19 protein-coding genes and 1 tRNA gene are annotated in these 25488 nt (G+C 41.8%); 10 read left to right on the top strand and 10 right to left on the bottom strand.

Translation table 11 applies throughout. From position 1 onward, the window contains the following. Nucleotides 1–7 precede the first annotated feature (7 nt). The 4 genes from GKO22_RS11695 to GKO22_RS11680 all read left to right on the top strand — a co-directional run bounded on the left by GKO22_RS11695 (nt 8) and on the right by GKO22_RS11680 (nt 2742). Nucleotides 8–523, top strand: coding sequence for a hypothetical protein (locus GKO22_RS11695; protein ID WP_166335243.1), 516 nt, complete (start codon nt 8–10; stop codon nt 521–523). Beyond that, on the top strand, nt 524–1561 hold the full coding sequence (gene hemE, locus GKO22_RS11690; protein WP_166335241.1) for a uroporphyrinogen decarboxylase: 1038 nt from the start codon (nt 524–526) through the stop codon (nt 1559–1561). A gap of 111 nt (nt 1562–1672) precedes the next feature. Then, nucleotides 1673–2224, top strand: a complete 552-nt coding sequence (locus GKO22_RS11685; protein WP_166335239.1) for a CopD family protein — start codon at nt 1673–1675, stop codon at nt 2222–2224. 5 nt (nt 2225–2229) lie between these two features. Beyond that, nucleotides 2230–2742: an outer membrane beta-barrel protein gene (locus tag GKO22_RS11680; RefSeq protein WP_166335237.1), complete on the top strand. Its 513-nt coding sequence runs from the start codon at nt 2230–2232 to the stop codon at nt 2740–2742. A gap of 36 nt (nt 2743–2778) precedes the next feature. Here the strand turns inward: GKO22_RS11680 and GKO22_RS11675 are convergent, their stop codons facing one another. The 4 genes from GKO22_RS11675 to GKO22_RS11660 all read right to left on the bottom strand — a co-directional run bounded on the left by GKO22_RS11675 (nt 2779) and on the right by GKO22_RS11660 (nt 7596). Then, on the bottom strand, nt 2779–4209 hold the full coding sequence (locus tag GKO22_RS11675; protein WP_166335235.1) for an NAD-dependent succinate-semialdehyde dehydrogenase: 1431 nt from the start codon (nt 4207–4209) through the stop codon (nt 2779–2781). Between the two features lie 107 nt (nt 4210–4316). Continuing rightward, on the bottom strand, nt 4317–5528 hold the full coding sequence (locus GKO22_RS11670) for a bifunctional 3,4-dihydroxy-2-butanone-4-phosphate synthase/GTP cyclohydrolase II (RefSeq protein WP_166335233.1): 1212 nt from the start codon (nt 5526–5528) through the stop codon (nt 4317–4319). A 110-nt stretch (nt 5529–5638) separates the two neighbouring features. Further along, nucleotides 5639–7147 carry an LptF/LptG family permease gene (locus GKO22_RS11665; protein ID WP_166335232.1) on the bottom strand — a complete coding sequence of 503 codons (1509 nt, stop codon included), beginning with the start codon at nt 7145–7147 and terminating at the stop codon, nt 5639–5641. Between the two features lie 71 nt (nt 7148–7218). After that, nucleotides 7219–7596, bottom strand: a complete 378-nt coding sequence (locus tag GKO22_RS11660; RefSeq protein WP_166335230.1) for an START-like domain-containing protein — start codon at nt 7594–7596, stop codon at nt 7219–7221. 256 nt (nt 7597–7852) lie between these two features. Between GKO22_RS11660 and GKO22_RS11655 the strand changes: the two genes are divergently transcribed. Further along, nucleotides 7853–7926, top strand: a tRNA-Met gene (locus GKO22_RS11655). 95 nt (nt 7927–8021) lie between these two features. On the opposite strand, the gene GKO22_RS16745 is transcribed toward GKO22_RS11655, so the two are convergent. Then, nucleotides 8022–8153, bottom strand: a complete 132-nt coding sequence (locus GKO22_RS16745) for a hypothetical protein (RefSeq protein WP_262886491.1) — start codon at nt 8151–8153, stop codon at nt 8022–8024. A 685-nt stretch (nt 8154–8838) separates the two neighbouring features. Here GKO22_RS16745 and GKO22_RS11650 point away from each other — a divergent pair. The 4 genes from GKO22_RS11650 to GKO22_RS11635 all read left to right on the top strand — a co-directional run bounded on the left by GKO22_RS11650 (nt 8839) and on the right by GKO22_RS11635 (nt 16662). Then, nucleotides 8839–12036: a SusC/RagA family TonB-linked outer membrane protein gene (locus GKO22_RS11650; RefSeq protein WP_166335228.1), complete on the top strand. Its 3198-nt coding sequence runs from the start codon at nt 8839–8841 to the stop codon at nt 12034–12036. Nucleotides 12037–12053: 17 nt separating this feature from the next. Beyond that, entirely contained in the window at nt 12054–13517 is a 1464-nt protein-coding gene (locus GKO22_RS11645) for a RagB/SusD family nutrient uptake outer membrane protein (protein WP_166335226.1), read from the top strand. Between the two features lie 81 nt (nt 13518–13598). Beyond that, nucleotides 13599–15242, top strand: a complete 1644-nt coding sequence (locus GKO22_RS11640; RefSeq protein ID WP_166335224.1) for an amidohydrolase — start codon at nt 13599–13601, stop codon at nt 15240–15242. Between the two features lie 19 nt (nt 15243–15261). Continuing rightward, nucleotides 15262–16662: an APC family permease gene (locus tag GKO22_RS11635; RefSeq protein ID WP_166335222.1), complete on the top strand. Its 1401-nt coding sequence runs from the start codon at nt 15262–15264 to the stop codon at nt 16660–16662. 177 nt (nt 16663–16839) lie between these two features. On the opposite strand, the gene GKO22_RS11630 is transcribed toward GKO22_RS11635, so the two are convergent. Then, a complete protein-coding gene (locus GKO22_RS11630) occupies nt 16840–17247 on the bottom strand; it encodes a hypothetical protein (protein ID WP_166335220.1) in 408 nt (135 codons plus the stop codon). Nucleotides 17248–17740: 493 nt separating this feature from the next. On the opposite strand from GKO22_RS11630, the gene GKO22_RS11625 reads away from it, so the two are divergent. Next, nucleotides 17741–18058, top strand: a complete 318-nt coding sequence (locus GKO22_RS11625; RefSeq protein ID WP_166335218.1) for a DMT family transporter — start codon at nt 17741–17743, stop codon at nt 18056–18058. 98 nt (nt 18059–18156) lie between these two features. Here GKO22_RS11625 and GKO22_RS11620 read toward each other — a convergent pair whose 3' ends face one another. From GKO22_RS11620 to tsf, 4 genes are all read right to left on the bottom strand, one after another. Beyond that, a complete protein-coding gene (locus GKO22_RS11620; protein ID WP_166335216.1) occupies nt 18157–18846 on the bottom strand; it encodes a DUF3823 domain-containing protein in 690 nt (229 codons plus the stop codon). A gap of 16 nt (nt 18847–18862) precedes the next feature. Next, a complete protein-coding gene (locus tag GKO22_RS11615) occupies nt 18863–20656 on the bottom strand; it encodes a RagB/SusD family nutrient uptake outer membrane protein (RefSeq protein ID WP_240920279.1) in 1794 nt (597 codons plus the stop codon). Nucleotides 20657–20747: 91 nt separating this feature from the next. Next, nucleotides 20748–23843, bottom strand: coding sequence for a SusC/RagA family TonB-linked outer membrane protein (locus GKO22_RS11610; protein WP_206367887.1), 3096 nt, complete (start codon nt 23841–23843; stop codon nt 20748–20750). A gap of 793 nt (nt 23844–24636) precedes the next feature. Beyond that, nucleotides 24637–25473: a translation elongation factor Ts gene (gene tsf, locus GKO22_RS11605; protein WP_166335210.1), complete on the bottom strand. Its 837-nt coding sequence runs from the start codon at nt 25471–25473 to the stop codon at nt 24637–24639. Nucleotides 25474–25488 lie beyond the last annotated feature (15 nt).

Below are 25488 nucleotides of genomic sequence, written 5' to 3'. Positions count from 1 at the left end.
ATCGTCTATGAATACCAGAGGGAGATTAGTTGCGGCAGGGATTATCTTTGTGTTTATCGTGTACGCGATTGTGGTACAGCAGTACAATATTATTGTGTACCTAGCAGGTGCATTAGCATATTTACTGTGGAGTCATCTGCGCGAAGGTACCGTATATCTCGCAACGCAAGCTTTCCACCGTCAAGATTACGAGAATACTAAGAAATTGCTTGCCGAGATTGATAATCCAGATCGTCTGCGCAAAGGTCGTCGTAATTTCTACGAATTTATGATGGGAAATATCGCGCTAAAAGAAGAACGGTTTGACGAAGCTGAATATCATTTTCAGTTGGCTTCGCGTTTGCCATGGCGCAAGGATTATGAAAAAGGCATGGTATTGGTCAATTTAGCCAATATCAATTTGCGCAAAAAAGACTATGAACGCGTAGTGGGTTATTTGGACGTGGCCGAAAAATTGAAACTCACCGCACGCCAAGAAAGCATTGTAGAAAAAATAAGAACAGAAGTTAATAAACATATATAAGTGAAAGACACCTTACAAAACGATTTACTACTCCGTGCTGCTTGGTCGCAGCAAACTGAACGTCCGCCTGTGTGGATGATGCGCCAAGCTGGGCGATTTATGAAAGAATACTGGGAAATCAAGAATAAGTATTCTTTTTTAGAAATGTGCAAAACCCCAGAAATTGCGGCTGACGTTACCATGTTGCCAGTAGATTTATTGGGTATTGATGGCGCCATTCTATTTTCTGATATTCTCGTAACCGCAGAAGCAATGGGCGGAGATCTATCATTCGAGCAAGGTGTTGGTCCGCGTTTTGCCAATCCAGTGCGTACAGTGGCCGATATGGAACGTTTGTCGGTAGATTGTATCGATCGTTTGCAATATGTGGCCGATGCGATCAAAGTGATTCAGCAGCGCTTGGATAAACGTATTCCGTTAATTGGTTTTGCGGGTGCTCCATTCACTATTTTGAGCTATTTGGTAGAAGGTGCTTCTTCCAAAGATTTCAAGAGAACAAAGCTCATGCTAAACAATGAGCCTGAGCTCGCGCATGCTATTTTGCAGAAAGTTGCTGATGTTACGGTGGAATATTTGAATATGCAGATCGCTGCTGGTGTCAACGCGATCCAACTTTTTGATAGCTGGGCTTTGGCACTTTCGTGGAATGATTATCATGAGTTCTCACACCACTACAACAAATACATCATCTCGAAACTAAACAGACAAGATATCCCGGTGATCTCTTTCTGTAAAGGAAGTTCGGTATTTGCGCCGGTAATGGCCGAAGCCAAACCGGATGTAATTTCGGTAGATTGGAATGCAGATTTGCTAAACATCAAGCAAGCACTGCCAGCGAATATCGCTGTACAAGGTAACTTGGATCCATTCGTATTGTATGCGGATAAGAAGGTGATTCGCGAGAAGATCTTGCAATTATTTGAGCGTATGCGTGGTGTAGATGGCTTTATCTTCAATTTGGGACATGGCATTATGCCGGATATTCCATTTGATAATGTGAAATACGCGATCGAAGTCGTAAAAGAATTCAGATATTAAGCGAAGCGTACAAACGACTTTTAATAATTATTGTTATACCAACGTGGGGTGCTTGTGTGATAGACCGATTAATAAACACAAGCACCCCACGTTGCACTTTGAAATACGGTCATGATATATCTTTACGCTAAGTCGATACATATCATCTTTGTGGTTTGCTGGATGGCGGGCTTATTTTATATGCCGCGTCTGTTTATCTATCACACAGAAGCAAAAGCAAAGTCGCCAGAAGTTTATCATGCATTGCATCAGCAATTTCAAATCATGGAACGTAGATTGTGGTGGGTAATCACAACGCCAGCGATGTACTTTGTTTTTGCGTCTGCGTTGGTTATGCTTTGGGTAAATCCGGCTTTATTGTCCCTTGGCTGGATGCAATTAAAATTAGCGTTTGTGGCGGGCTTGGCGATATATCATTTCATATGTCAGCGCATGATGTTTGCCTTGGCGAATGAGAAGCTAACGTGGACATCTGCACAATTGCGCTTGTGGAATGAGGTGTCCACGATATTTCTTTTTGCCATCGTATTCATTGTGGTTCTCAAATCTGCATTTCAGTGGATGTATGGCGTAGGCGGACTGGTAGGATTAGCTATTCTGCTCATGATCGGTATCAAAACGTATAAAAGATATTTGGCGCGTAAAGCGCAAGATCAAAACTAAATAATATGAAAAAACTAGTACTATTATTGGTCGCTATGGCGGGATTCCTTACTGTTCAGGCACAGGAACACGATTGGGCATTTGGATTCTATGGGGATATGAACCTGCAAGCACCAGAATTTGGAGAGCGGGGTAGAGGGACGTTTGGTATTCAAGGTAAATATGATTTTGAACTGCATCATGGTGTACAAGTGTTGGTGCATGGCCAGAAAGATTTTGCCGCCTTTGGAGCAGACTATATCTACACGTTTTTGGATCGTACCACCAACAATTGGAATGTATTTGCCGGTGGTGGAGCGGCCAGTGAATACGATCGCATATTGAGTTTTGATGAAGCGAATATCCGTAATGAAGATTACCATCAGCGCACGACGCTAAATGCACAAGTGGGTGTAAGTTATTACGTACCGGATGTAGCGCTGTCGCTGTATGCAGGTTATAAAATAAAGTCCGAAGTACGACTGCGAGATGATCGTCCGCATTTCGTGATGGTCGGTTTACGCTACCATATCTGGTAAAAAAGTAAAAGCACCTATCAAGGTGCTTTTACTTTTTTATTGGCCGTAGCTAATGTATTTTATTTCTAAATATTCATCCAATCCGTGATGCGAACCTTCTCTACCGACACCGGATTGCTTCACGCCACCAAAAGGTGCCGATGCATCAGAGATGACTCCGGTATTCACGCCGACCATTCCCGATTCTAATTGTTCGCTAACGCGATGACAGCGACGTATATTCTCGCTGTAAAAATACGCGGCTAGTCCGAATGGGGTGTTATTTGCCGCTTTTATGGCTTCCTCCTCGGTGGAGAAGCGGAATAAAGCACAAATAGGCCCAAAGGTTTCTTCACTAGCAATAAGGCTTTCTGAATGGACATTCGTAAGCACTGTCGGAGCATAAAAATTTCCTTCGAGATGTTTGGCCCCAGTTTCTGCTTTAGCGCCGCGATCTAGCGCATCTTGTACATGTTTTTGTACTTTTTGTACTGCTTTCTCGTTGATCAATGGGCCAACTTTTACGCCTTCATCTAGACCATTTCCAACCTTCAGTTGGCTGACTTCATGCGTTAATGCAGCTGCAAACTCATTATAAACAGCATCGTGCACATAAAAACGATTCACCGAAACGCAGGTTTGTCCAGCATTTCTAAATTTGGCGGCTACCGCACCTTGTACGGCAGCTTGTATATCGGCATCATCAAACACAATAAAGGGCGCGTTTCCACCTAGTTCCATAGAAGTTCGTTTGATCGTACTAGCAGCCTGTTCCATCAACGTTCTACCCACTACGGTCGATCCGGTAAACGAGATTTTTCGAATCAGCTCGCTGGTAGCGAGCAATTTGCCAACGGCTTTACTATTGGTCGAAGTGATGACTTGAAATGCACCGCCAGGAATGCCTGCTTCTTGTGTTAGTTTGGCAAAAGCCAATGCCGTAAATGGCGTTTGGGAAGCCGGCTTTAAGATCACCGTGCAGCCTGCGGCTAATGCTGGGGCGACTTTGCGCGTCAGCATCGCGAGTGGGAAATTCCAAGGTGTGATCGCCGCTACCACGCCCACGCTTTGTTTAATAGTGAATAGCTTGTTTCCACTACTTACCGCAGGAATGGTGTCTCCGTAAGCCCGCTTAGCTTCTTCGGCAAACCATAGGATAAACGACGCCGCATATTCTACCTCTGCCAAGGATTCTTGCAGTGGCTTGCCACTTTCTAAGGTCATCACTTCGGCTAACTGATCACGATGCTTCAATGTGAGTTGATACAACTTCTGCAACAATTGGCTTCGCTCTCCAACCGAGGTGGTTTTCCAAGATTGCCACGATTTATCGGCGTACGCGATCGCTTTTTCAATGTGGTTTAATGGTATTTCTGGCACTTTTCCTACGCGCTGGTTCGTGGCAGGATTACGTACGTCAAATTTGTCTTTCGCATCCACAAATTCACCTTGTACATATGCTTTCTCTATTATCCAAGTATGATCCATTATTATCCTCCGTTTTGTTGGTCTATAGTACTAATCGTGCAAATCTGTTTCGATCAGATATAAGCTTTATAAAGTAAAAAAGGACGCTAGCGTCCTTTTTGTTTTCGTTATATATTTTTTAGGCTATGACCCATTCGATCGCGTTTTGTTTTGAGGTAAAACTCGTTATGCGCATTAGGCGCAATCTCTATCGGTACATTTTCGACAACTTCTAGTCCGTATCCTGTTAAACCTGCGCGTTTGGTCGGATTATTAGATAGCAAGCGCATCTTGGTAATACCCAACGCACGTAAAATTTGAGCTCCAACGCCATAATCACGAAGATCGGGTTTGAATCCAAGCTGAATATTAGCATCCACGGTATCAATCCCCTCTTCCTGCAACTTGTAAGCCTGCAATTTGTTGATCAAGCCGATTCCACGTCCTTCTTGATTCATATATAGGATTACGCCTTTTCCTTCTTGCTCGATAAGCTCCATGGATTTGTGCAATTGAGGGCCACAGTCGCAACGGCAAGAACCAAAAATATCACCTGTAATGCAGGAGCTATGTACGCGCACTAAAACCGCTTCATCAGGTTCCCATGTTCCTTTGATCAAAGCCAAATGTTCTTCGCCTGTATTTTTTTGGCGATAGGCTTGCAGTTGAAAATCTCCCCATTGGGTGGGCATATGCACCTGCACGACTTCTTCGATCATCGAATCGTGTTTTAGTCGATACTCAATCAAATCTTCGATGCTGATGATTTTTAGATTGAATCGTTTGGCTACTTCCAGCAAATCTGGAAGGCGCGCCATTTCACCATCATCTTTCAATACCTCTACCAACACACCTGCAGGCTCAAAGCCAGCTAAGCGCGCCAAATCCACGGCTGCCTCGGTATGTCCGGTGCGGCGCAATACGCCACCATCTTTAGCGATCAAAGGAAAAATGTGACCCGGTCGGCCCAATTCTTCATTTTTAATATCTGGATTGATTAATGCAAGTATTGTTTTGGAGCGATCGGAAGACGAAATTCCCGTAGTACAGCCATAACCTTGCAAATCTACCGATACCGTAAAGTTAGTTTCATACACCGCTGTATTGTTATTGACCATGAGATTTAAATCCAGCTCTTTGCATCGCTTTTCTGTAAGCGGAGCGCAGATAAGTCCACGGCCATGAGTGGCCATAAAATTTATTACCTCTGGAGTAGCATTTCGTGCCGCGGTCACAAAATCACCTTCATTCTCTCGGTCTTCATCGTCTACAACTATGATAACCTTTCCTGCTTGAATATCAGCAATGGCTTCCTCGATGGTGTTTAATTGTACTTTCATGTTGTTGCTTAAAAAAATGGCAGGTCGTGCATCAGGACACTTTCATGCTTGCCATATGTACAAAGTTAGTGGTATTTCGAAGATATTCTATAAGGATGCTGTCATAATCTTTAGCGAGCTACATGTGTATCCGCTTTGGATTTATTGCGATCCTGAAACTTTTCGACTTTATCTTTTAGTTTATTAAATATCTTTTGAGCTTTAATTTTATATTGATCAATATCAAATAATGCCGAATCGGTTGTCGATTTATACGTTAAAAAGATAGCCAATGGCGTCAAGACAATGATCGCCATCCACATGCCAATTATCGGTTCTAAACTGCCGTCTTTAGCCGCCTTCTCCGAGATCGTAAATATGACGTGATAGATCAGAAAAAAGACGATCGCCATTACCACCGGCAGCCCTAAACCACCCTTTCGGATAATCGCACCTAGAGGAGCACCAATGCCAAAGAGCAATAAACAGGATGCTGCTAAGGTGAATTTTCGATGCCACTCAATATCGTAACGAATGTCTTTTTCGATATACAATTTGTATTCTTGCCCTCGATTTTGGGCAATGTCTTTTACGTAATTCACTTGGCTATTGGCATTGCTAATAATATTACGCTTACTGCTATTATTGATCGCTTGCAGGTCTAAATCTGGATAACTATAATCGCCGGAAGCGACCAATGTTGTTTTCAGAGAGTCGCGTTTCTGGTTGTAATAACTCGTAAAATAATTGATATGTCGCTTGGTATCTTCCGCTATGATGTGGCCCACACTATCCAATTGCATATGATTAGAGTCAGAATAATGTTTCAGCTGCTTCAAGTTAAGCATCTGATGATGCGATTTGAAGAGACTGGCATCGGTTTTTTGCGCACCAAAAGACTCCATGCTGAACTTCTGGGTGGATTCCTTAAAACGAAAACGAGTAAACTGCTGCCGCTCATCATACCGTGTCGCATTTCGAGCACGGGCATCTTCGTATTGCACACCATCACGCAGTTGTAGGATCATATATTGATTATCCACCGAATTGTGCATATAACCTTCTTTAGCGATCAGGATATTGGTGGCTTTACTACTTGTAGTATGGTTATAGATCAATAAATCGCGCAGAATGGTGCCGTCCTCGCTTTTGCTCTTTGCTCGAATAGAATAACCAGGAATACTACTGTTAAATACACCGGGCTTAATGAGGAAATCAGCTTTTTGATTTCTGATGTCTAACAGCATCGTTCCCATTTTAAGATTGACAACCGGTAAGGTATAATCAGAAAAAATGAAGGCGCCACCAGCGAAAATACCCACCAGAACAAACAGTGGTGCCATCGCATTTCGTAGTGATACACCGGCCGCTTTGATGGCTACGAGCTCATAACTTTCTCCCAGATTGCCAAATGTCATGATGGAGGACAAGAGCATGGAAAGTGGTAAAGCCATGGTGAGCTGCACAATACATTGATACCCTAATAATTCTAGAATGGTATACCATTCTAATCCTTTGCCGATGAGGTCATCGATGTACTTAAACAAAAAAAGCATCAATAAGACAAACATCACAATCGTAAATGTGACGAGAAATGGCCTTATAAATGCATGTAATATGAGTAAGTGTATTTTCTTCATCCCTACCAAACGCCTAACATTCCTAATAGACTACGCGAATAGCTAAAAGTAAAGGACAAAGGTACAGAAATTTAAGCTCCAATCACACTTTGCAGGTAGCTAATCGAATTATTCCAGATCAATTTTCGGTCTTCTAAATTGTCTTCCTTCACGTAGTCTGTAATGCTTAAGGCTACGTCATTTGTCAATTCATCCAAAACGATTTCGATTTCAAAATAATAAGGTTCGTCTTCCAGCCATTTATACTTTACACACTTGTTCTCTTTGGAATGGATGAGCTTTGCCTTAAACGACTCGTCATCCCATACAAATTCGTAAATACCTTCTGCATAGTTCACATCATCGGCAAACCATTGCGCGAGCTCATTCGGTTCAGACAGATAGGGGAATAATATTCTCGGGGAAGAATTTACGACATATTCTAAGTTTAATTTTATTTTCTCTGCCATACAATGGAATGAAATATTAATAACGTGATAATGGACGGTTACCGAACAGCGCTGCTGATCGACGATTGGTTTTGTCCGCCCGTAATAATACGCAAATATTCTGTTAAACAAAGTATAATCTCTGCGAATTTATTGATACATATTATGCCGATAGTGTCAAGATAGAGTTAGGGACATGATGTGGTATTTAGTGATGAAATTTGTGAATTTTGCTTTGATAATAATTCCTAATTACTATATTTGCATCACGAAAAACGGCGGGGTAGCTCAGATGGTTAGAGCGCAGGATTCATAACCCTGAGGTCGGCAGTTCGATCCTGCTCCCCGCTACTAAAAAAAGCTTCAAGGAAACTTGAAGCTTTTTGCGTTTAGAAGAGTTTTAATAGTGGAAGCACCACTATTAAAAATTGGAAGTTTGTAGCGCTTTATTGCGCCTCGCCGGGGTTTACCAAAGCCGCTGCCACACCAAGACCGCCCAAAACTAAAACAGTTCCGACAATAGCTCCTGATTGATTCACCTCGGACAATCCGGAGATATCTGCTCGCGTATCCAACATTCTCCGAACGCGTTTTGATCCGATACCGCGAATTCTCGTGAAGTTTGTGCTCCCACCCTTCCCTGTACAAAGGATGTACCGTCAATAAAGGCCTGCGACTTGCCATTTACTATCAAAGCTGATTTAGTCAAATCAATGATCATGGATTTTTCTGTATAGTTCTCAAAACGCACTCGTACAGATCCATCTATATTATTAAAGGCATAAGAAATTCCAAGCGTGTCATTTCCACTATAAAATGTACTATCTACCTTGTTTTTCCCCATGTTACTACTTTGCATAGTCGCTAGGTAGTGACTAGAACAACTAAAGAATAGTGGCATTGTTAGGATTGCAATCCAAAGAAATTTGATAGGATTTTGTAGCATAATATGTTAGTATCGTGTGTTCCTAATATAAGGAATAAATCTAGTATAGCGCTACTGGGAAAAGAACTTTTTTGTCCAATGTGCTTATCAATCTTCCAAGGCGTCGGGTAAAAAATAAATGTTAAATCTATAGATTAAGTAGTATTTATAATTTATTTAATTTATCTTTGGTTAATATTATTAATCTCAACAGGTTGTGTGTATATGGTTTTCGGATTTAATCAGTGTCAAGTCTTTGATCGGCTGAATCGCGGTGCTCAAAGGGGATTATATTCATTGATTCGGTCACTATAGTCAAAGTAAATAATTAGAAATTTATGCAACCATCAAAAACTTCCCCAATCAGATTTATCATCGCGCTTTACTTAGTAATTCCTTTAATAGGGTATGGGCAAATTGATACCAAGCCGATTATAAATGCTACAATCTATGGTAGAATAATTGATTCAATAGATCGCGTACCAATTGCGGGAGCATCCGTACAATTAGAAGGAGTGACACATACTGTGGTAACCGAAAAGGACGGCTCATTTCGATTTGTCACTGGTCAACAATTACCCGCTACCGTACTTATCAAGTCAATAGGATATGAGTCAAGAACTGTTGTGATTAGCCACGTGCCTTTTGATATTGCACTACCGCCGCTGCTCAATCAATTTGACGATGTGGTAGTTACGGGTTATGCCGCTCAAAGCAGACGACTCTACACGGGCGCCGCATCTCAAATAAAATCTGAAGCATTGGAAAACCGACCAGCGCAATCTTTTGATCAATTGCTTGGTGGACAAGCTGCTGGTGTAAATATTGTGCAACCTAGTGGCGCATTAAATGCGACACCAGTTTTCCGAATTCGAGGAATCAATTCTATAACATCATCTGTCTATCCTTTAATAATTGTAGACGGTGTCACCGTGTTCACAGGTTCGGCAGGAGGGGATGTGGGTAATAATCCTTTGGCAAATATCAATCCTGCTGATATTGAGTCGATGGATGTGTTGAAAGATGCGTCTGCTAGCGCTATTTATGGTTCGCGAGCAGCCAACGGTGTTTTGATCATCACCACAAAGAAAGGCAAACTTGGTAAACCTACGGCTGGATATAATAATTGGTTAAGTATTAGTAGACCCTTCAATTTGCCTTCCGTACTCGGCGTGTACGATTACATCGAACTAAAAAACGAAGCGCGCGTAAATGCTGGATTGTCGCCGGGCTTTGTACTCGGTACCGATGCGCAAAGCAATGTGATTTGGACCGATTGGTACGATGTAGCTTACCAGACTGCTGTGTCTCAAAATCACCACCTCTATCTTTCGGGAGCGACGCCTAGTACTAGCTATTATGCGAGTGCTAATTTTACGGATCAAAATGGGATCGTCCGAACCAACAAATTTCAACAAAAGGGGATACGATTTAATATAGATCATCAGCTGCATTCTCGTGTCAATATAGGATTGAGTACAGGCTACACCATATCTCAAAATGAAGGACCAGACACAGGAGCTATCGGGCCAAATACGATTGCTTCGTCCTCCGGAACAGATGTCAATGCGCAGTATATTGGCAATCAGCCACTCGCTCGATTGACTTATATATTGCCGCCCAATGTTCCTATTTACTTGCCAAATGGTGATTATAATATCAACCAAACTAATGGAAACGTTGGCTATGGGCCAAATGATCCGGCTCTCGGAGTATTCAACGCATATAACTTGCAAACCTTATTAGATTACGATAAAAATAAGTCAGCGAGTAATGCCTTACTAGGGAGTATTTATGCCGAGGTAGAAATATTTAGGTGGTTAAAATTTAAAACTTTATATGGTTTGAATGATCTTCGCGTCGAAAATACGAGCTTCCGAAACCCCCTAAGTGGAGATGGCTTTGCGACCAACGGTTTAGCAAGTAATAATACGGCCAGATATCAACGTGCTAATTGGACCAATACACTCATATTTGACGAAACTTTTCAGGCAGATCATCACTTGAATGTACTGTTAGGACATGAATATATTAAGACAGACATAGCAGGTTGGGGAGCGACCCGTACGGGCATGTCAGACCCATCTTTCACCAGTTTTCAAGGCGGATGGTTGAATATTGTACCTGCAAATAATATTCAGACGGAGAATGCCATTATCTCCTATTTTACCAACATTAATTATGCCTACAAGAGCAAATACTTGATTAGTCTAAATGCACGGCGAGATGGTCTGTCTGCCCTAGCAGATGGCAACAAATGGGGCAATTTCGGTGGTGGTGCTGTTGGATGGAATGTTTCTGAGGAACGTTTTTTTAAAGAAAGCACCGTTTCTCAATCACTAAATGCACTCAAGGTTCGAGCAAGTTATGGTGTCGTGGGCAATAGCAGTTTGAATGATTATGCGGCGCTATCTATTTATGATGCTGGCACCTATGCCGGTTCGCCTACGTTACGATTTACGCAGGCGGGCAATCCAGATCTTCAGTGGGAATCAAGTAAAAAATTTAATATAGGATTAGATTTAGGGTTTTTAAATAACCGTGTACTTGTCAGTGGAGAGTATTATCGAAACAATGTCGACAATCTTATCTTGAGCGCGCCACAAGCGTCTTCGCTTGGAATCCCGGGAAATGCAGTGACTGCCAATGTGGGATCGCTATATAATAAAGGATTTGAATTTACGGTACAGGCCAATATTTTACAAAAGGGTGTATTTCGGTGGTCAGCTAATGCCAACCTATCCACGCTCAAAAATCGCGTTACCTCATTAGGAGATGGAGGAGATATATATCCGACCTCTTTGAGCACATTTGGTATTCAAAATATGACGCGTGAAGGTTATTCGGTAGGATCTATTTTCGCTGTTCAGACGGATGGTGTCAATCCCGATAATGGCAACAGAATTTTTATCAACAGAAATGATGAACGCGTACAGTACGATGCCTTGAATCGGAGTTTCAGTTACCTCGATGGGTCAGTTGCACCACAAATTGATAATTATGGAGATGGTCGCATACTAGGAAACTCGCTGCCGAGCTACTATGGAGGTGTTAATAGCACTATGTATTATAATAACTTTGACCTCCTGATAGGCATTATTTTTTCTGGAGGGAATAAACTGCACAACGGTACAAGAGCTACGTTATCGGATCAACGATATTTTAATAACGGCACATTTATCCTAGATCGATGGACTGAACCAGGTCAGATTACCGATGTGCCAAAAGTGGTTTGGGGAGATAGTTTTTCTAATGGTTTTTCGAGTTCTATATCTTCCAACGTCGAAGATGGAAGTTTCGCTAAGCTAAAAAATGTCGCTATTGGCTATCAAGTGCCACTCAAAGAAAATTTTGCACGCCATCATATATCTTCCTTGCGTATCTATGCGCAAGCCACAAACTTATTAACGATTACCAGATATACCGGATCAGATCCAGAAATATCTATAAACGGTAACTCAATCAACTCCGGAAAAGATCAGAATGTACCCGCAAATGCACAGGTTTTTAGTGCCGGTATCAACATTGGTTTTTAATCATAAACGTAAGTACCATGAATGTATTATATGCTAAAAAGCTATTTAGATTAGGAATGATGGTATCACAAGTATACGTAATCATAATACTAACAGCCTGCCAAAGTGATCCACTTGACTTGATACCGGCCACGAGCATATCTGAAGCAGAAGCCTACAACACACCCGAAAAAATATTGGCACAAGTCAATGGATTGTACGGTCTGCTTGGGAGTCCCTTATACTTTGGTGGTCAAGGTATTCTTTTTAACGAGCAGCGTGGCGATGAGTTTAGCCAGAATGATGGCAATAATGAAACGGGTGCTAATGTTTGGAATCAGAGTATTTCATCATCAGGATTTTTTGTAAATGCCGTATGGGAAACCGCCTACCAAACGATCAACTCCGCTAATATACTATTAGATCAACTCGCAGCACAGTCGTTCCTTCCTACGGAGACACGCGACGCGTATGCCGCTGAAGCGCGGTTTGTCCGGGCGTTTGCTTATTTTGGTTTGGTGCAGACTTATGCACGGCCGTTTAACCAAAATCCGGATAATTTAGCTTTGCCACTTCGGTTATCCCCTAATTTATCTGGTGGGAACAACCAGCTGGCGTTTAGTACGGTTCGCGAAGTGTACAATCAAATCCTATTGGATTTAGATGCCGCGGAAGAAGATTTACCGATCGCCCATTCTAATGCACTATTAACGGTGTCAAGAGCACATAAAGCGACCGCGATTGCACTAAAAACGCGCGTTTACCTTACGCAATCTAATTACAATATGGTCATAGAAGAGGCCGCAAAGTTAGTGCCTCCTTCACCACCTTTCCAATATCAGGCAGTAGGTCTTAGTCATTCTCTAGAGTCAACTATAGCACCGATATTTTCTGGCTCTTACACTGGTACAGAAGCGATTTTTTCCGTGCCTTTTATCATTCCTACAGAAGCGCCTTCGCAGCAACGTGCTTTAGCATTCAATTATTTATCTCCGGTTACCTACTTAAACACGGCGGGCATTGTAGCCCATGACGTTTTTGCGGCTAATTCGGACGATGCACGTCGAAATCTCATCATAAACAATGCTAGTGGTCAACGCTTGCTAAACAAGTTTCCAAATAATGCAGCCCCTTTTATGGACTATGTGCCACTAGTACGATATGCCGAAGTGCTATTAAACTATGCGGAAGCAGCCGCTCAATTGAATCAGCTAAGCAGAGCTAAGACACTTTTAGAAGCGGTGAGGCATCGCTCCGATCCGAATTTTGTCTTCGGAGCGCCAGCTGAAAACCAAGCAGCATTGGTGCAACTTATTTTCACGGAGAAACGGATCGAATTGCTTGGTGAAGGCTTTCGTTCTTGGGAGCTTTTTAGAACAGTGCAGCCGCTCCCAGCTAAAATAGGCAATGCAGGTGTAGCTCCCCGAATATTGCCTACAGATGCCAATTATGTATGGCCTATTCCCAGTGGAGAAATTGCCTATAATCCATTGGCAAGATAATAGGAAATCACTCATTTTATAAAAATAATGAAAATTGAAAAAATACTACTATTAAGCTGTGTTTGTTGGTTCTGTTTAAAAATGCAAGCACAAACATTATACGTAAACGGACGTGTTATTACCGTGGATTCTGCCGACAGGATTTTAGAAGCGGTGGCCGTGGCGGACGGTAAGATTTTGGCTGTAGGTAGCACCGCACAAGTACTTACCTTACAAACTCCCAAATCTACGATCATAGATTTGGCAGGTAAAACCATGATTCCGGGCTTTATTGATGGTCATAGTCATTTCCTAGGTTTGTTTTCCACTCCAAGAGTTTACTTAGGATCGCCCCCCATGGGAGAGATGCGCGATATCAATGATCTTGTCAATGCTCTTGTAAGATTTCAGCAAGAGAGAAATTTAGCTTTAGATGAGTGGGTGCTTGGATTTGGATACGATCAGGATCAATTGACCGAAGGTCGCCATCCTACCAAAAAAGAATTAGATAAAGCATTTCCCAACACACCGGTTTTTATCTTAAACATCAACGGCCATATGGGGGTGGCCAACTCGGCCGCATTGCATATTTCGGGGGTTGATATGCTTACGCCAAATCCTACTGGTGGTGCGATAGAGAAAGACGCCCAAACCGGAGAGTTGACTGGATTATTGCAAGAGAATGCCAAAGCGCTACTAGCGATACCACCCGAGACTTCCTTATCACTGGAGAAACGTTTGGTCGCGCTAGATGAACAACAATTGCTGTATGCGAGCCATGGTATTACGACAGCGCAAGAAGGCCTCACTAATTTATCTAACTTAAAGCTGCTGCAAGAGGCCTCCAATCGCCAGAGATTATTTATTGATATAGAATCACTACCCGCGGCGGATTATTTAGAAGAGGTAATGGCCGATACGAGTTTTGTATTTGGCGAGCTAAAAAATCATCTCAAACTAGCTGGTGCCAAACTCATCGCCGATGGTTCCCCGCAAGGAAAAACGGCCTACTTCTCCGAGCCCTATCTGACTGAAGTGCCTGGATGCGATCACGGTGATTGCGTTGGCTTTCCGACAATAGATCAACAGCAGTTCAATGCCTTTATTTTAAAAACGTTCCAGCAGGGAATAAGACCATTTGTACATTGTAATGGAGATGCTACTATCGATATGTATTTGCAGGCAATCGACTATGCCAATGCGCGATTGGGGATTGCCACTGCTGAATATCGCCCAGTGTCGATACATTCCCAGTTTGTACGGCCTGACCAACTCGATCGATATTACGATTTGGGAGTTATTCCAGCTTTTTTTAGCAATCATGCTTTTTTTTGGGGAGATGTGCACGTCCGGAATTTAGGCGTAGATAGGGCAAGTTTTTTAAGTCCACTTAAATCGGTCAGGGATCGCGGAATCATCGCGACCAATCATACCGATTATCCAGTGACACCGGTGAATCAATTATTTCTGCTTTGGACAGCCATAAATCGGGAAACCAGATCAGGCCAGATTATAGGTGCTGACGAACGATTGACAGTGCTAGAAGCACTACGTACCGTAACGATCAATGGCGCTTATCAATATCATGAAGAAGCTATTAAAGGGTCTATCGAACCGGGAAAGCTAGCAGATCTCGTGATCCTTTCGCATGATATCACTCAAATAGACCCCAGTACCTTGAGGCATGTAGAGGTGCTAGAAACAATCAAACAGGGGAAGACGATTTATAATCAGTTGCACCATTAAAATATAGATTTTGCCGCGTATGCAAAAATCATCCTTAAAGAAAGAAATTCGATTAATCGACGCTATATCCATTGTAGTAGGTAGCATGGTGGGATCTGGTATTTTTATAGTCGGCGCTGACATTATGCGTCAGATTGGTTCGGCTGGAGGGTTTATCGGTGTGTGGGTTCTGGGTGGAGTAATGACGTTGATCGCAGCATTGAGCTATGGCGAGCTTAGTGGTATGTTTCCCAAAGCTGGAGGACAGTATGTGTATTTGAAAGAAGCTTATAATCCACTAGTCGCCTTTGTGTATGGTTGGAGTCTTTTTGCCGTAATTCAGACTGGAACTATTGCAGCTGTGGGTGTTTCATTTTTTAAATTTTTAGCATACTTTCTACCAGGACTTAGTGAAAATATCATTGTATTTCAAATAGGTAATTTTACGCTATCACCGGCTCAATTAGCTGCTGTTTTGTTGATCTTTGCGCTTACTTATGTCAATACTAAAGGGATTAAAAGTGGGAAAACTATTCAAACAATATTTACTATCACAAAAGTATTGAGTATTGGTGGGTTGATTGTTTTTGGATTTGTTTTCTTGAGTCCATCAGTATGGGATCTAAATTGGTCGGAAATGTGGCAAATAAAAAAGCTGCTACCAGACAATGAAGTCGAACTGTATCACACGCTGCCAGATTTGGGTGGAGGAATAGCAGCAGCACTGGTCGGAGCTATTATGAGCTACGAAGCCTGGAACAATGTCACATTTGTATCGGGAGAAATTCAAAATCCAAAGAGAAATATCGGCCTGAGCCTACTGATTGGCGTATCTGTCGTAACACTTATATATGTTTTATTAAATCTGATGTTTATGGCAGTATTGCCACTGAACGAAATTGCGTACGCAGATAAAGACCGTGTGGGTATTGCAGCATCTCAAAATATTTTTGGAGAGCTAGGTACTGGTATTATCGCGATACTGATAATGGTCGCCACATTTGGGTGCAACAATGGATTGATTATTTCGGGCGCACGAGTTTATTATACCATGGCACAAGATCGATTGTTTTTTAAATCTTCTGCTCAACTAAATAAATACGCTGTCCCGGCTTATGCTTTATGGTATCAAGCTATGATGGCATCACTTCTTTGTTTGAGTGGCACCTATGGGGATTTATTAGACATGATTACTTTTGTGGCCGTACTGTTCTACGTCGTTACGATTGTAGGAGTTTATATTCTGCGTATTAAAAAACCTGATTTGCCTAGACCGTATCGAGCAGTAGGCTATCCATTGTTGCCCGCCTTATATATACTGATGGGTTTATTATTTTGCGTGTTGCTCATCATTTATAAGCCTGATTTTACGTGGCCAGGCTTAATGATTGCAATGACGGGCATACCTATTTATTTCCTGCTCCAGCGAAAGCGAACCTGAAATAAACTGAAGGTTATCATTCCTGTACAGAATAAGCGGAATTGCTAAAATATGGTTTCTGAAAATCCAATCTAAGTATATCAGGGCAGTAATCCGCCAAATAATAATGGTTGGAGAGCCGATTTACGATTTGGTTTGATAATCAAAAATGCTAATACGACCTTGCAATCAGTCGTATCAGTTTAATATTTCTTTCTTTTGATTTCGTAGATACATCGCATGCAATCCCATCTCTTGATTGGTGGATACCGCTACAGAGAACGATTGGTCTGGCGCTTCAAACATGTACATATCACCGATCTTGCCCGATAGTTTGTAACGCTCGGCATAAAATCTAGCTACGTCTGATGCAATATTTATCTCCTGCATATTAAACATCAAAATGCAAGAGTTTAGCTCACCATCTTGAAATGCATACAGCAGTTCTCTAACTTTAGTACTCTGGCCTGAATATAATATTCCGCCTGCACTTTCGCGTAACAAACCTCTGGTCTCAAAAGATTTGATTTGATATTTTTGGAGACCAAAGCCTACGAGGGGTTCCATAATATCATGGAAGTGTTGCTCAACCGCTGTTTTTCCCATAATCTAATAATTATAAATATTGTATTAATTGCTTTGATTTAGTGCTGGTCTATTTCGTTTTTGTCGCCGATCATCTACGTACGGGCTACTCAATTATTCGTAATAACGAGATGCGACAAAATTGAATTTGGAGTTATTTAAATTCCAATTGAACTTTGGCAATACCTACTTTAAACGTTGTGTGATTATAAACCTTAAAAAATTATTATTGCTTCAGTTTGCAGTAGCAAATGAAGTGATTTTACTTGTATATATGAATTTTTACTTTAAAAAAGGTTTAATCTTGTACGTAAATAATTTAATACTATATGCAATATTTGCACTTATGAGTCCTTATGATGATTTAAACTTAACGGTAAGATTGTAACAATTTACTCTGTATCTCGTGGTCTTATCGACGCTTCGGTGTCTAAGTCGGAAGTTTCGGTCAGAATTTTTAGTGTTACTAAGTTCAATTGTCGATTATTGTGCCAGTATTCAAATAATAAATTTCATGAATTGGTTAGCATTAGTTTTCGCAGGGCTATTCGAGATTGGATGGCCAATTGGTTTGAAGATGGCGCAAAATCCCGGAGCCAATAAGTTGCCGTGGATTGCATTAGCCATATTTTCGATGGCGGTGAGTGGTACACTTCTTTTTATGGCGCAGAAGACGATTCCTATAGGTACAGCCTATGCGGTATGGACAGGAATTGGTGCCGTCGGAACGCTTGTTGTAGGTATATTGTTCTTTGGTGATTCTGCCAATATAGCTCGTATGCTATCAGCGTCACTTATTGTAGCCGGTATTATAGGCTTGAAACTGTTTTAGCAGATAATTTATAGGAATAGTAACTAAAAAGACTCTTAGCGAAAACTAAGAGTCTTTTTAATTTGAGCTATTGATTTACAATCTATAAATCAATTTCTTTATTCTATTAGCGATCTGATTTTGATTACTTGCGAATAAATAGACTGATCTTTACCGGCTGCTCGTAGCCCAATTCTAGCATACAATGCTCGGCCATTTTTGAAATCAGCATTCTCGGTCAAATCTAATGATTCCGTTATGAGTACCCCAGTGTTTACATTGCTTAAGTCGCGTCTGGCAGTGTAAGAAACATCATCTACAAATAAGGTTCGTCCAACCACAATCGTGGCATAATCGATATCCCATCCCTGCGTTACTTGGTTGACCTGAAAGCTTGCGGACAAACTTCCTCCATTGAGCGCTAGCGAGACGTTAGACAACGTAAATAATGGTGTGACTTCTAGATCCACATCGGTAACGCCTTGAAGGCGAACTACGGTCGTATCCCGATCGTTTACCCAGGGTCCATTATTATTTCTTGTTACTAGTTTATATTCTCCATCAAATATTTTGATTTCAAAAGTTCCGTCTTGTGTAACGTATACGGGGACAGGATTTCTTAACTCATAGCCATCTTGGAATAGCTGCAATTGTACAGCTTCACCTGTGCCTCTTACGCCAACCGCCTCGCCATTGTAGACTACGCGTCCGCGAATAGTCGATTCAGGTTCGTCACGATTGTCCAATCCACAACTAACAATCGTTAGTACAGTAAAGATGGATAAGGTATATAATATATTTTTCATCATAATTCAAATTAATAGGCTACTGAAAAGGGTTTAGTACAATCTTTGGATTCGCATTCTGCCAGCCCAAATCAATGAAATTATAGTAGTTGCGCAATTCGAAAAACCTTGGATGTAACGAATTACTGAACGTTAGGCGATCAAATACGTATTTTCCATCATTTGGCGTGCCAGGAGCGACCACAAGGTAAGGGAACAATGCCCAGTGCTGAGCGGTAGCACTATTCACCACGCCATTCCAGATGATATGTGCGCGGCGGAAACGCTTCAAATCCCAATAACGATGGTTTTCAAAAGCAAATTCTACACGTCTTTCTTGGATAATATCGTCTATAGATATGGCGGCCAAAGGTTGGATGCCCGCCCGACTGCGAATTTGATTGATATAACTCAATGCAATACTCTGTTGTCCTAATTCTAAAGCAGCTTCTGCAGCAATTAATACGGCTTCCGCGAACCGGAATCTGGGAAACCACATATCACTATTGCGCCCTCGGGTGGAAGCGCCGGGCGTCTCGTCTAAAAACTTGCGGAAGAAGAAACCACTCTTATTGATGAACTGTTCGTTAGAACGGTTTGGGCCGTTGGCTGATGTAATTACTCGGCCAGCATTATCCGTTTCTCCTGGCGTGCTGGTCACCGTTTGCCAAGTACCATTGTTCCAAACTTTTTGTCCTGCTTGGATTTCGACGGCAGTACCCCGAAATAAAGCATTCGGCAAGATGACCGAACCGCCTAAGCGCGCATCCTTATTGGCAAAGGCATCCAATGGATCATCGTAAAAAATAAAATTACCTTGATCGTCTCGAATTTTGATATCACCATTGCGATTATTCACATATTCGAAATCTTCTACCAGATTTAAGATAGGGCCTGCTGCGGCACGATCAATATCTTCGGCATGAGATCCAGGGATATTCATGGTCGTAAAATTAACCTGCTGTCCCTCGCCTGGATAGCCGTGATCTCGTGCCCAAATCACTTCCGTATTATTGGTTTTGACACTAAGCGCCTCATAGAAATTGCGCTCTAGATCATCAGGCTTAGTTAGTTGTAGGCTATAAGGACTCGTATTGATGACTTCTTGCGCCGCTTGCAATGCCGTTTCGTAATAGCCATTCGCTAAGTTTGCCGGAATACCCACTTCACCGCCTGACGTCCGGATAGGACTTGTCATTTTATTATTGTAATTCGCTAGCGAGCCGGCATAGATGGCCGATCTAGCTTTCAACATCAGTGCTACCCAGCGATTGGCGCGTGCCGCATTGGTATTGGTGCTTGCAGGAAGCATAAGCGATGCTGCTTCACATTCGGCAATGATATAATCATACATTTCGGCTTCCGTAGCGCGCGGATACTGTAATGAGCCTACATCCATGCCGCTGATGTACTCAAACACTTCATCGCCGACAATAGGCATGCCGCCAAGTCCGCGGCACATGTTGAAATAGGTCCATGCGCGCAGAAATCTCACCTCGCCTTCATATTCTTGTTTTTCGGTATCATTTAATACAGTTGATTCGCGCAGACCCTTTAGGAATTGATTGAAGTTGCGTATCAATTCATAGTTGGATACGCGCCAATGCTCGTTGCCGAAGTTTTGCATATTGTCTGGTCCTTGATCGGATTTTCCCGCTTCGTCTAAAACTGTAAACGAGTACCAGTCACCGATATGCTGCCCCCAAGTCACTCGGCCATAAAAATTGGCCAATACGGATCGTATCATAACTTTGTCGCCAAAGATCTGATCGTCTGTAAGAATTTGATCGGGCTGCCTTTCTAGAAAGTCTGAACAACTTTGTAGATGTATCATGCTACAGAAGAGCAATATTATCTTGAAAATTGATATAGAAGTAGTTTTCATATTCATTTCTTTTTATGCTAATACGGATTATCCCAATATCTTAAAACCTAATATTGACCCCTAAGTTCATGATGCGAAAGGTCGGATAGCCTAAGCCATTGGTAGCATCCATTTCTGGATCAATTCCAATCAGGTTTGTCCAAGTAAATAAGTTCTGTCCAGAAAAATATACACGAAGTCCAGACATGGATAGAGGCTCTAATAAACGTTGTGGGAGCGAATAGCCGAAATCTAGGTTCCTCAATTTGATGTATCGTACAGATTGCTTCCAGAAGTCGCTGTTCCAGTAATTGCTGTGTGCACTATTACCAATGAGTGGCATAGGATAATCTCCGGGGATCAATTCGCTGTTGGCGTCCCAGATATCGGATAGTTTCCACGTGTTATCAAAATAATATTGTGGATTATTTCCACCATCATGGAATGGATTACGCATTTCCCATTCTTTGTAAAAGGTGTTGAGGCCACCTCCTGAAAAATCCAATGCCAAATCAAATCCTTTATACCCAAATGAAAAATTAAGACCAAAATTAAGAATCGGTGTAGAGTCTTGACGGTATCCGATAGGGCGTTCGTCCAAATGATTGATCACACCATCACCGTTCTGATCTACATACTTGATATCACCCGGTCTTAGCGTACGGTTACCTTGTCTGTCATTATCTACTGACCAGCTAGCGATCTCTTCCCAACTTTGGAATTGACCGTCCGACTCTAAACCCCAATTGAGGTAACCATATCGTTGTACGAGCGAACTGCGGTATTCATCCCACGAATTACTAAAACGCGGGCGATAGCGATTCCAATCATAAAAGCGTGAATAGGTTACGTTACCCGCAAGGGAGTAAGTGAAATCATTAAGTCGATCTGTCCACCGTACAACTCCTTCAAATCCTCTCAGTTTATCCGAGTTTAGGTTCTCGTTTGGTAAACCAAATCCGACTTCCATAGGCAACAAAACATCATAGCGAGCGGCAGGCAAGCCAGTAAGATGTCTTTGAAATAGTTCAAAAGTTGTCGTTAAACGGTTTTGTAACATGCCCGCATCAAAAGCGATATTCACCATTTCGGCGCGTAACCAAGATAGCGTAGTTACGGGCAATCCGCGGGGTTGTGTACCTAGCACATATTCTCCATCGATGATTGCTCCCCCTTGACGGTAATTGTAGCCTGCTAAATAATCGAATGGTGCATACCCTGGCGTATCATCTTGTCCCACGATTCCGTAGGAACCTCTCAGTTTAAAGTGATTAACGAACTTTCCGATGCGGCTATTTTTCCAAAAATTTTCTTCAGAAGGAACCCAACCCGCCGTGACACCGGGGAAGAATCCCCACCGATCGTTAGTCGGAAATTTCCAAGAACCGTCCAATCGGCCAATAAGTTCCAACAAATACTTTCCTTGATAATCATAATTGATTTTACTGATGTAACCAAGTCGTGCTTGCGGATTGTCGCCCACATCCGAATACTGATCCATATTGTGGAAATAAATCAAATTCAATGCATTGGCATCCGGTATGGTGTGTAACCAACTGGTGGGTTCTGTACGGAGAATGCTCTCCATACCTGCAAGTACGGACAGGTTGTGCCCACTAAAGTTTTTGTCATATTGTAATTGGATGTTGGAAATCATCTCTTCCTCGTGTCCCATTCTGCGTTCGCGCCATGGATTGTTGTTTTGAAAGATCACCGGATAGGTGTCTGTCGCTTCATCATAACCATACAATTGATAGGTAAATTCGTGATTTTCCATCCGCTGATTGTTGTAAGAATACCCGACTAATCCTCTTGCTTTCAGCCCTTCGAATATTTCATAAGAAGCATCAAAATTCAATTGAATTACACGCCTAGTATCTTTAAATTTTCCAGCAAGATCATAAGTTAACCAACCGAAATTGGTGCCCGGATCATTGGACGTTAATGTTGGATAATCAGGATTGCCATTGGCAAACGGACCAATGGTGGGTAAGTTTCTGAATGTAGCAAAGCGCGGTAGCCACAAGTCATCTTCGCCCGGTACGCCCGGGTTCACTTTTGTCTGATGTCTGGCATTCATGGTAGCGCGTACCTGAAATTTATCCGTTATGTTGGTGGTGATGTTCATTTGTACGTTTGTACGGTTGAAACCACCATAATTCTTAATGACATCTTTCTGATTAAGATTACCTACACTAAAAAAATAGCTGATCTTGTCTGAACCACCCGAAACGTTAGCATTGATGTAGTTTTGAGGAGCAGTTTTCCAGATGAAGTCGTACCAGTCAAATGGTTCATATCCTTTTTCTGTACCCATGCGCCATTTTGCTAAGTCGCTTTCCGTATACCTATAATTACTTACTCCTTGTACCGTTTCTGATTGGATGTAATTTTCGATATAGGTTACGGCATCTGCTGGTCGTGGAAATGTGGATAGATTCTGTAATCCAAAATTAGAGGTCAAACTGACGGTATTTTTCGTATTGAGTCCACCACGCTTGGTCGTAACGACTATAACGCCATTGGCGGCGCGCACACCGTATATGGCTGCTGAGGCATCTTTTAACACCGAAATGGACTCTATATCATTGAAGTCTAAATTGTTGAATTGAGCAGCATCTTTTTGCACACCATCAATCACATATAATGGATTGCCCATGTTACGTATTTGAATATTGGTCGTAGCTCCAGGTCTACCGTCGGTTTGTCGAAAATTCAAACCCGGAATTTTACCAACGAGTGCTCCAGATACATTAGGCGATAGAGATCTACTGATATCTTTGGATCCGATCACCGAAATAGAACCGGTTAGCGATTCTTTCTTTTGCGTCATTCCGAAACCCGTGACCACCACTTCTTCGAGTGCAGTTTCATCTTCTTCCATCACTACGTTGATACTGTTGCTGCCTGCTGTTACGTTGCGTTCTACAGGATGGTGTCCTATATATTGGAAAACCAAGACGGCATTTTGAGGATTTCTAAGCGTAATGTTGTATGCTCCATTTTGATCTGTAGTTACGCTATTATTAGTTCCTTTTTCGGTTACGGTGACACCAGTCAAAGTCGCATTTTGAGTATTGGTAACTACACCGCTAAATGGACGTTGAACAGCAAGTAGTTTTGATTCAATTTTCCGCTCGCCCCGAGCAAGTGCCACATGAGTAGGGATTAGAAAGTATAAACACAGTATAGGTAAGAGTTTGAGTATAATGCCGCATCTCTTACAGCACATTTTGCAGCGTACCCTTTGATTTTGATTCAAATCATTTACATTCATAATCTATTAGGTTAATTATTAGTAATAACAGCTTGTTCATGAGCATGAACAAATTTGTTTAATGATTGTACTAACTCTCGAAAGCAGATGGAGAGTAGCCTATGATTAGCTTTATTTTGGAGTTGATTTTATCCGGAGCGTGATCGTCCCTTTCTGTATACATAATTCAAAACCTGTCTTGCAACAGCCGACGCAGTCGTCAAATAATAAAAGGTTTTAGCTCTCATAAGTCATATTTAGCAAGTAGTTTATTTTGGCGTTAGTATGCAATGAACTTCGCCGATGTCTAGCCATCGTTCGGGGTTTATTACTTTATTACAGGTACTCTTTTAGGAAAATGATTTACTAAAGAAACACGTGGTTTACTGGGTTAGCAGTTTTGAAAACCACCATCAATTGCAATGGTCTTCAAGTACTAAATTTCATGAAGTGCAGATAAATAAAATTGCACATCTGTCTCAAATACTTACCATTCCGTCTCATGTGTGTCTCAAATGAGAAAACGGTATTCGCCTGCGTGATACGAAAAGTATTTCAGTGAGGGGAGCTACTGAGTGGATAATTCAGCCATCATTTGGTTGATGTTTGGTGGTATTTATGAGGTTGCTCTACGCAAAAAAAAACCCTGTATCGGTATTCCGATACAGGGTTTTCAAGGTTATTTTCTTTAAAACTATGCGCCTAATTGCACGCGTTTGAAAGCAGTAACTGTCAAACCTTTGCTTACGCTATCTAAGAATTGAGCGATAGATTTCGAAGAATCTTTCACAAATTCTTGGTTCAACAAGGTGTTGTCTTTGTAGAATTTGTTCAATTTTCCAGAAGCGATTTTTTCTACCATTTCTTCTGGTTTACCTTCCGCACGGATTTGCTCTTTCGCAATTTCCAACTCACGCTCGATCGTTTGAGAATCTACGCCGTCTTTGTCGATTGCTACAGGGTTCATTGCTGCAATTTGCATGGCTACATCTCTACCAGCTTCTTCTACGCCAGCAGCATCAGCAGAAAGACCTACTAATACGCCCAAACGGTAGTTACCGTGAACGTAAGCTACTACTTTATCAGCAGTTACTACTTCGTATTTAGAAACGTCGATTTTCTCACCGATTACACCAGTTTGCTCGATCAAGTATTCTGCTACTTTGCGACCGTCCAATTCAAGACCTTTCAACTCTTCTAAAGATGCAGGTTGGCTAGTCAATGCTAAGTCAGCGATTTTTTCAGCGAAAGCGACGAAGTCAGCATTTTTAGCTACGAAGTCAGTCTCACAGTTTACTTCTACTACGATACCTGATTTGCCATCAGCAGTAGATTTAGCAATGATAACACCTTCGTTAGAGTCACGATCTTGACGGCTAGCAGCTACTTTAGCACCTTTTTTACGAAGGTAATCTACTGCAGCTTCGAAGTCACCATTAGCCTCTACTAAAGCTTTTTTACAATCCATCATACCTGCGCCGGTTTGTTGACGCAATTTGTTTACATCTGATGCAGAAATTTGTACTGACATGATATGTTTATTTTA

The organism is Sphingobacterium chungjuense, from assembly GCF_011316935.1.
Lineage (GTDB): Bacteria > Bacteroidota > Bacteroidia > Sphingobacteriales > Sphingobacteriaceae > Sphingobacterium > Sphingobacterium chungjuense.
The sequence above is the reverse complement of the archived record's forward strand: the minus strand, read 5'-3'. Positions and strand labels throughout refer to the sequence as shown.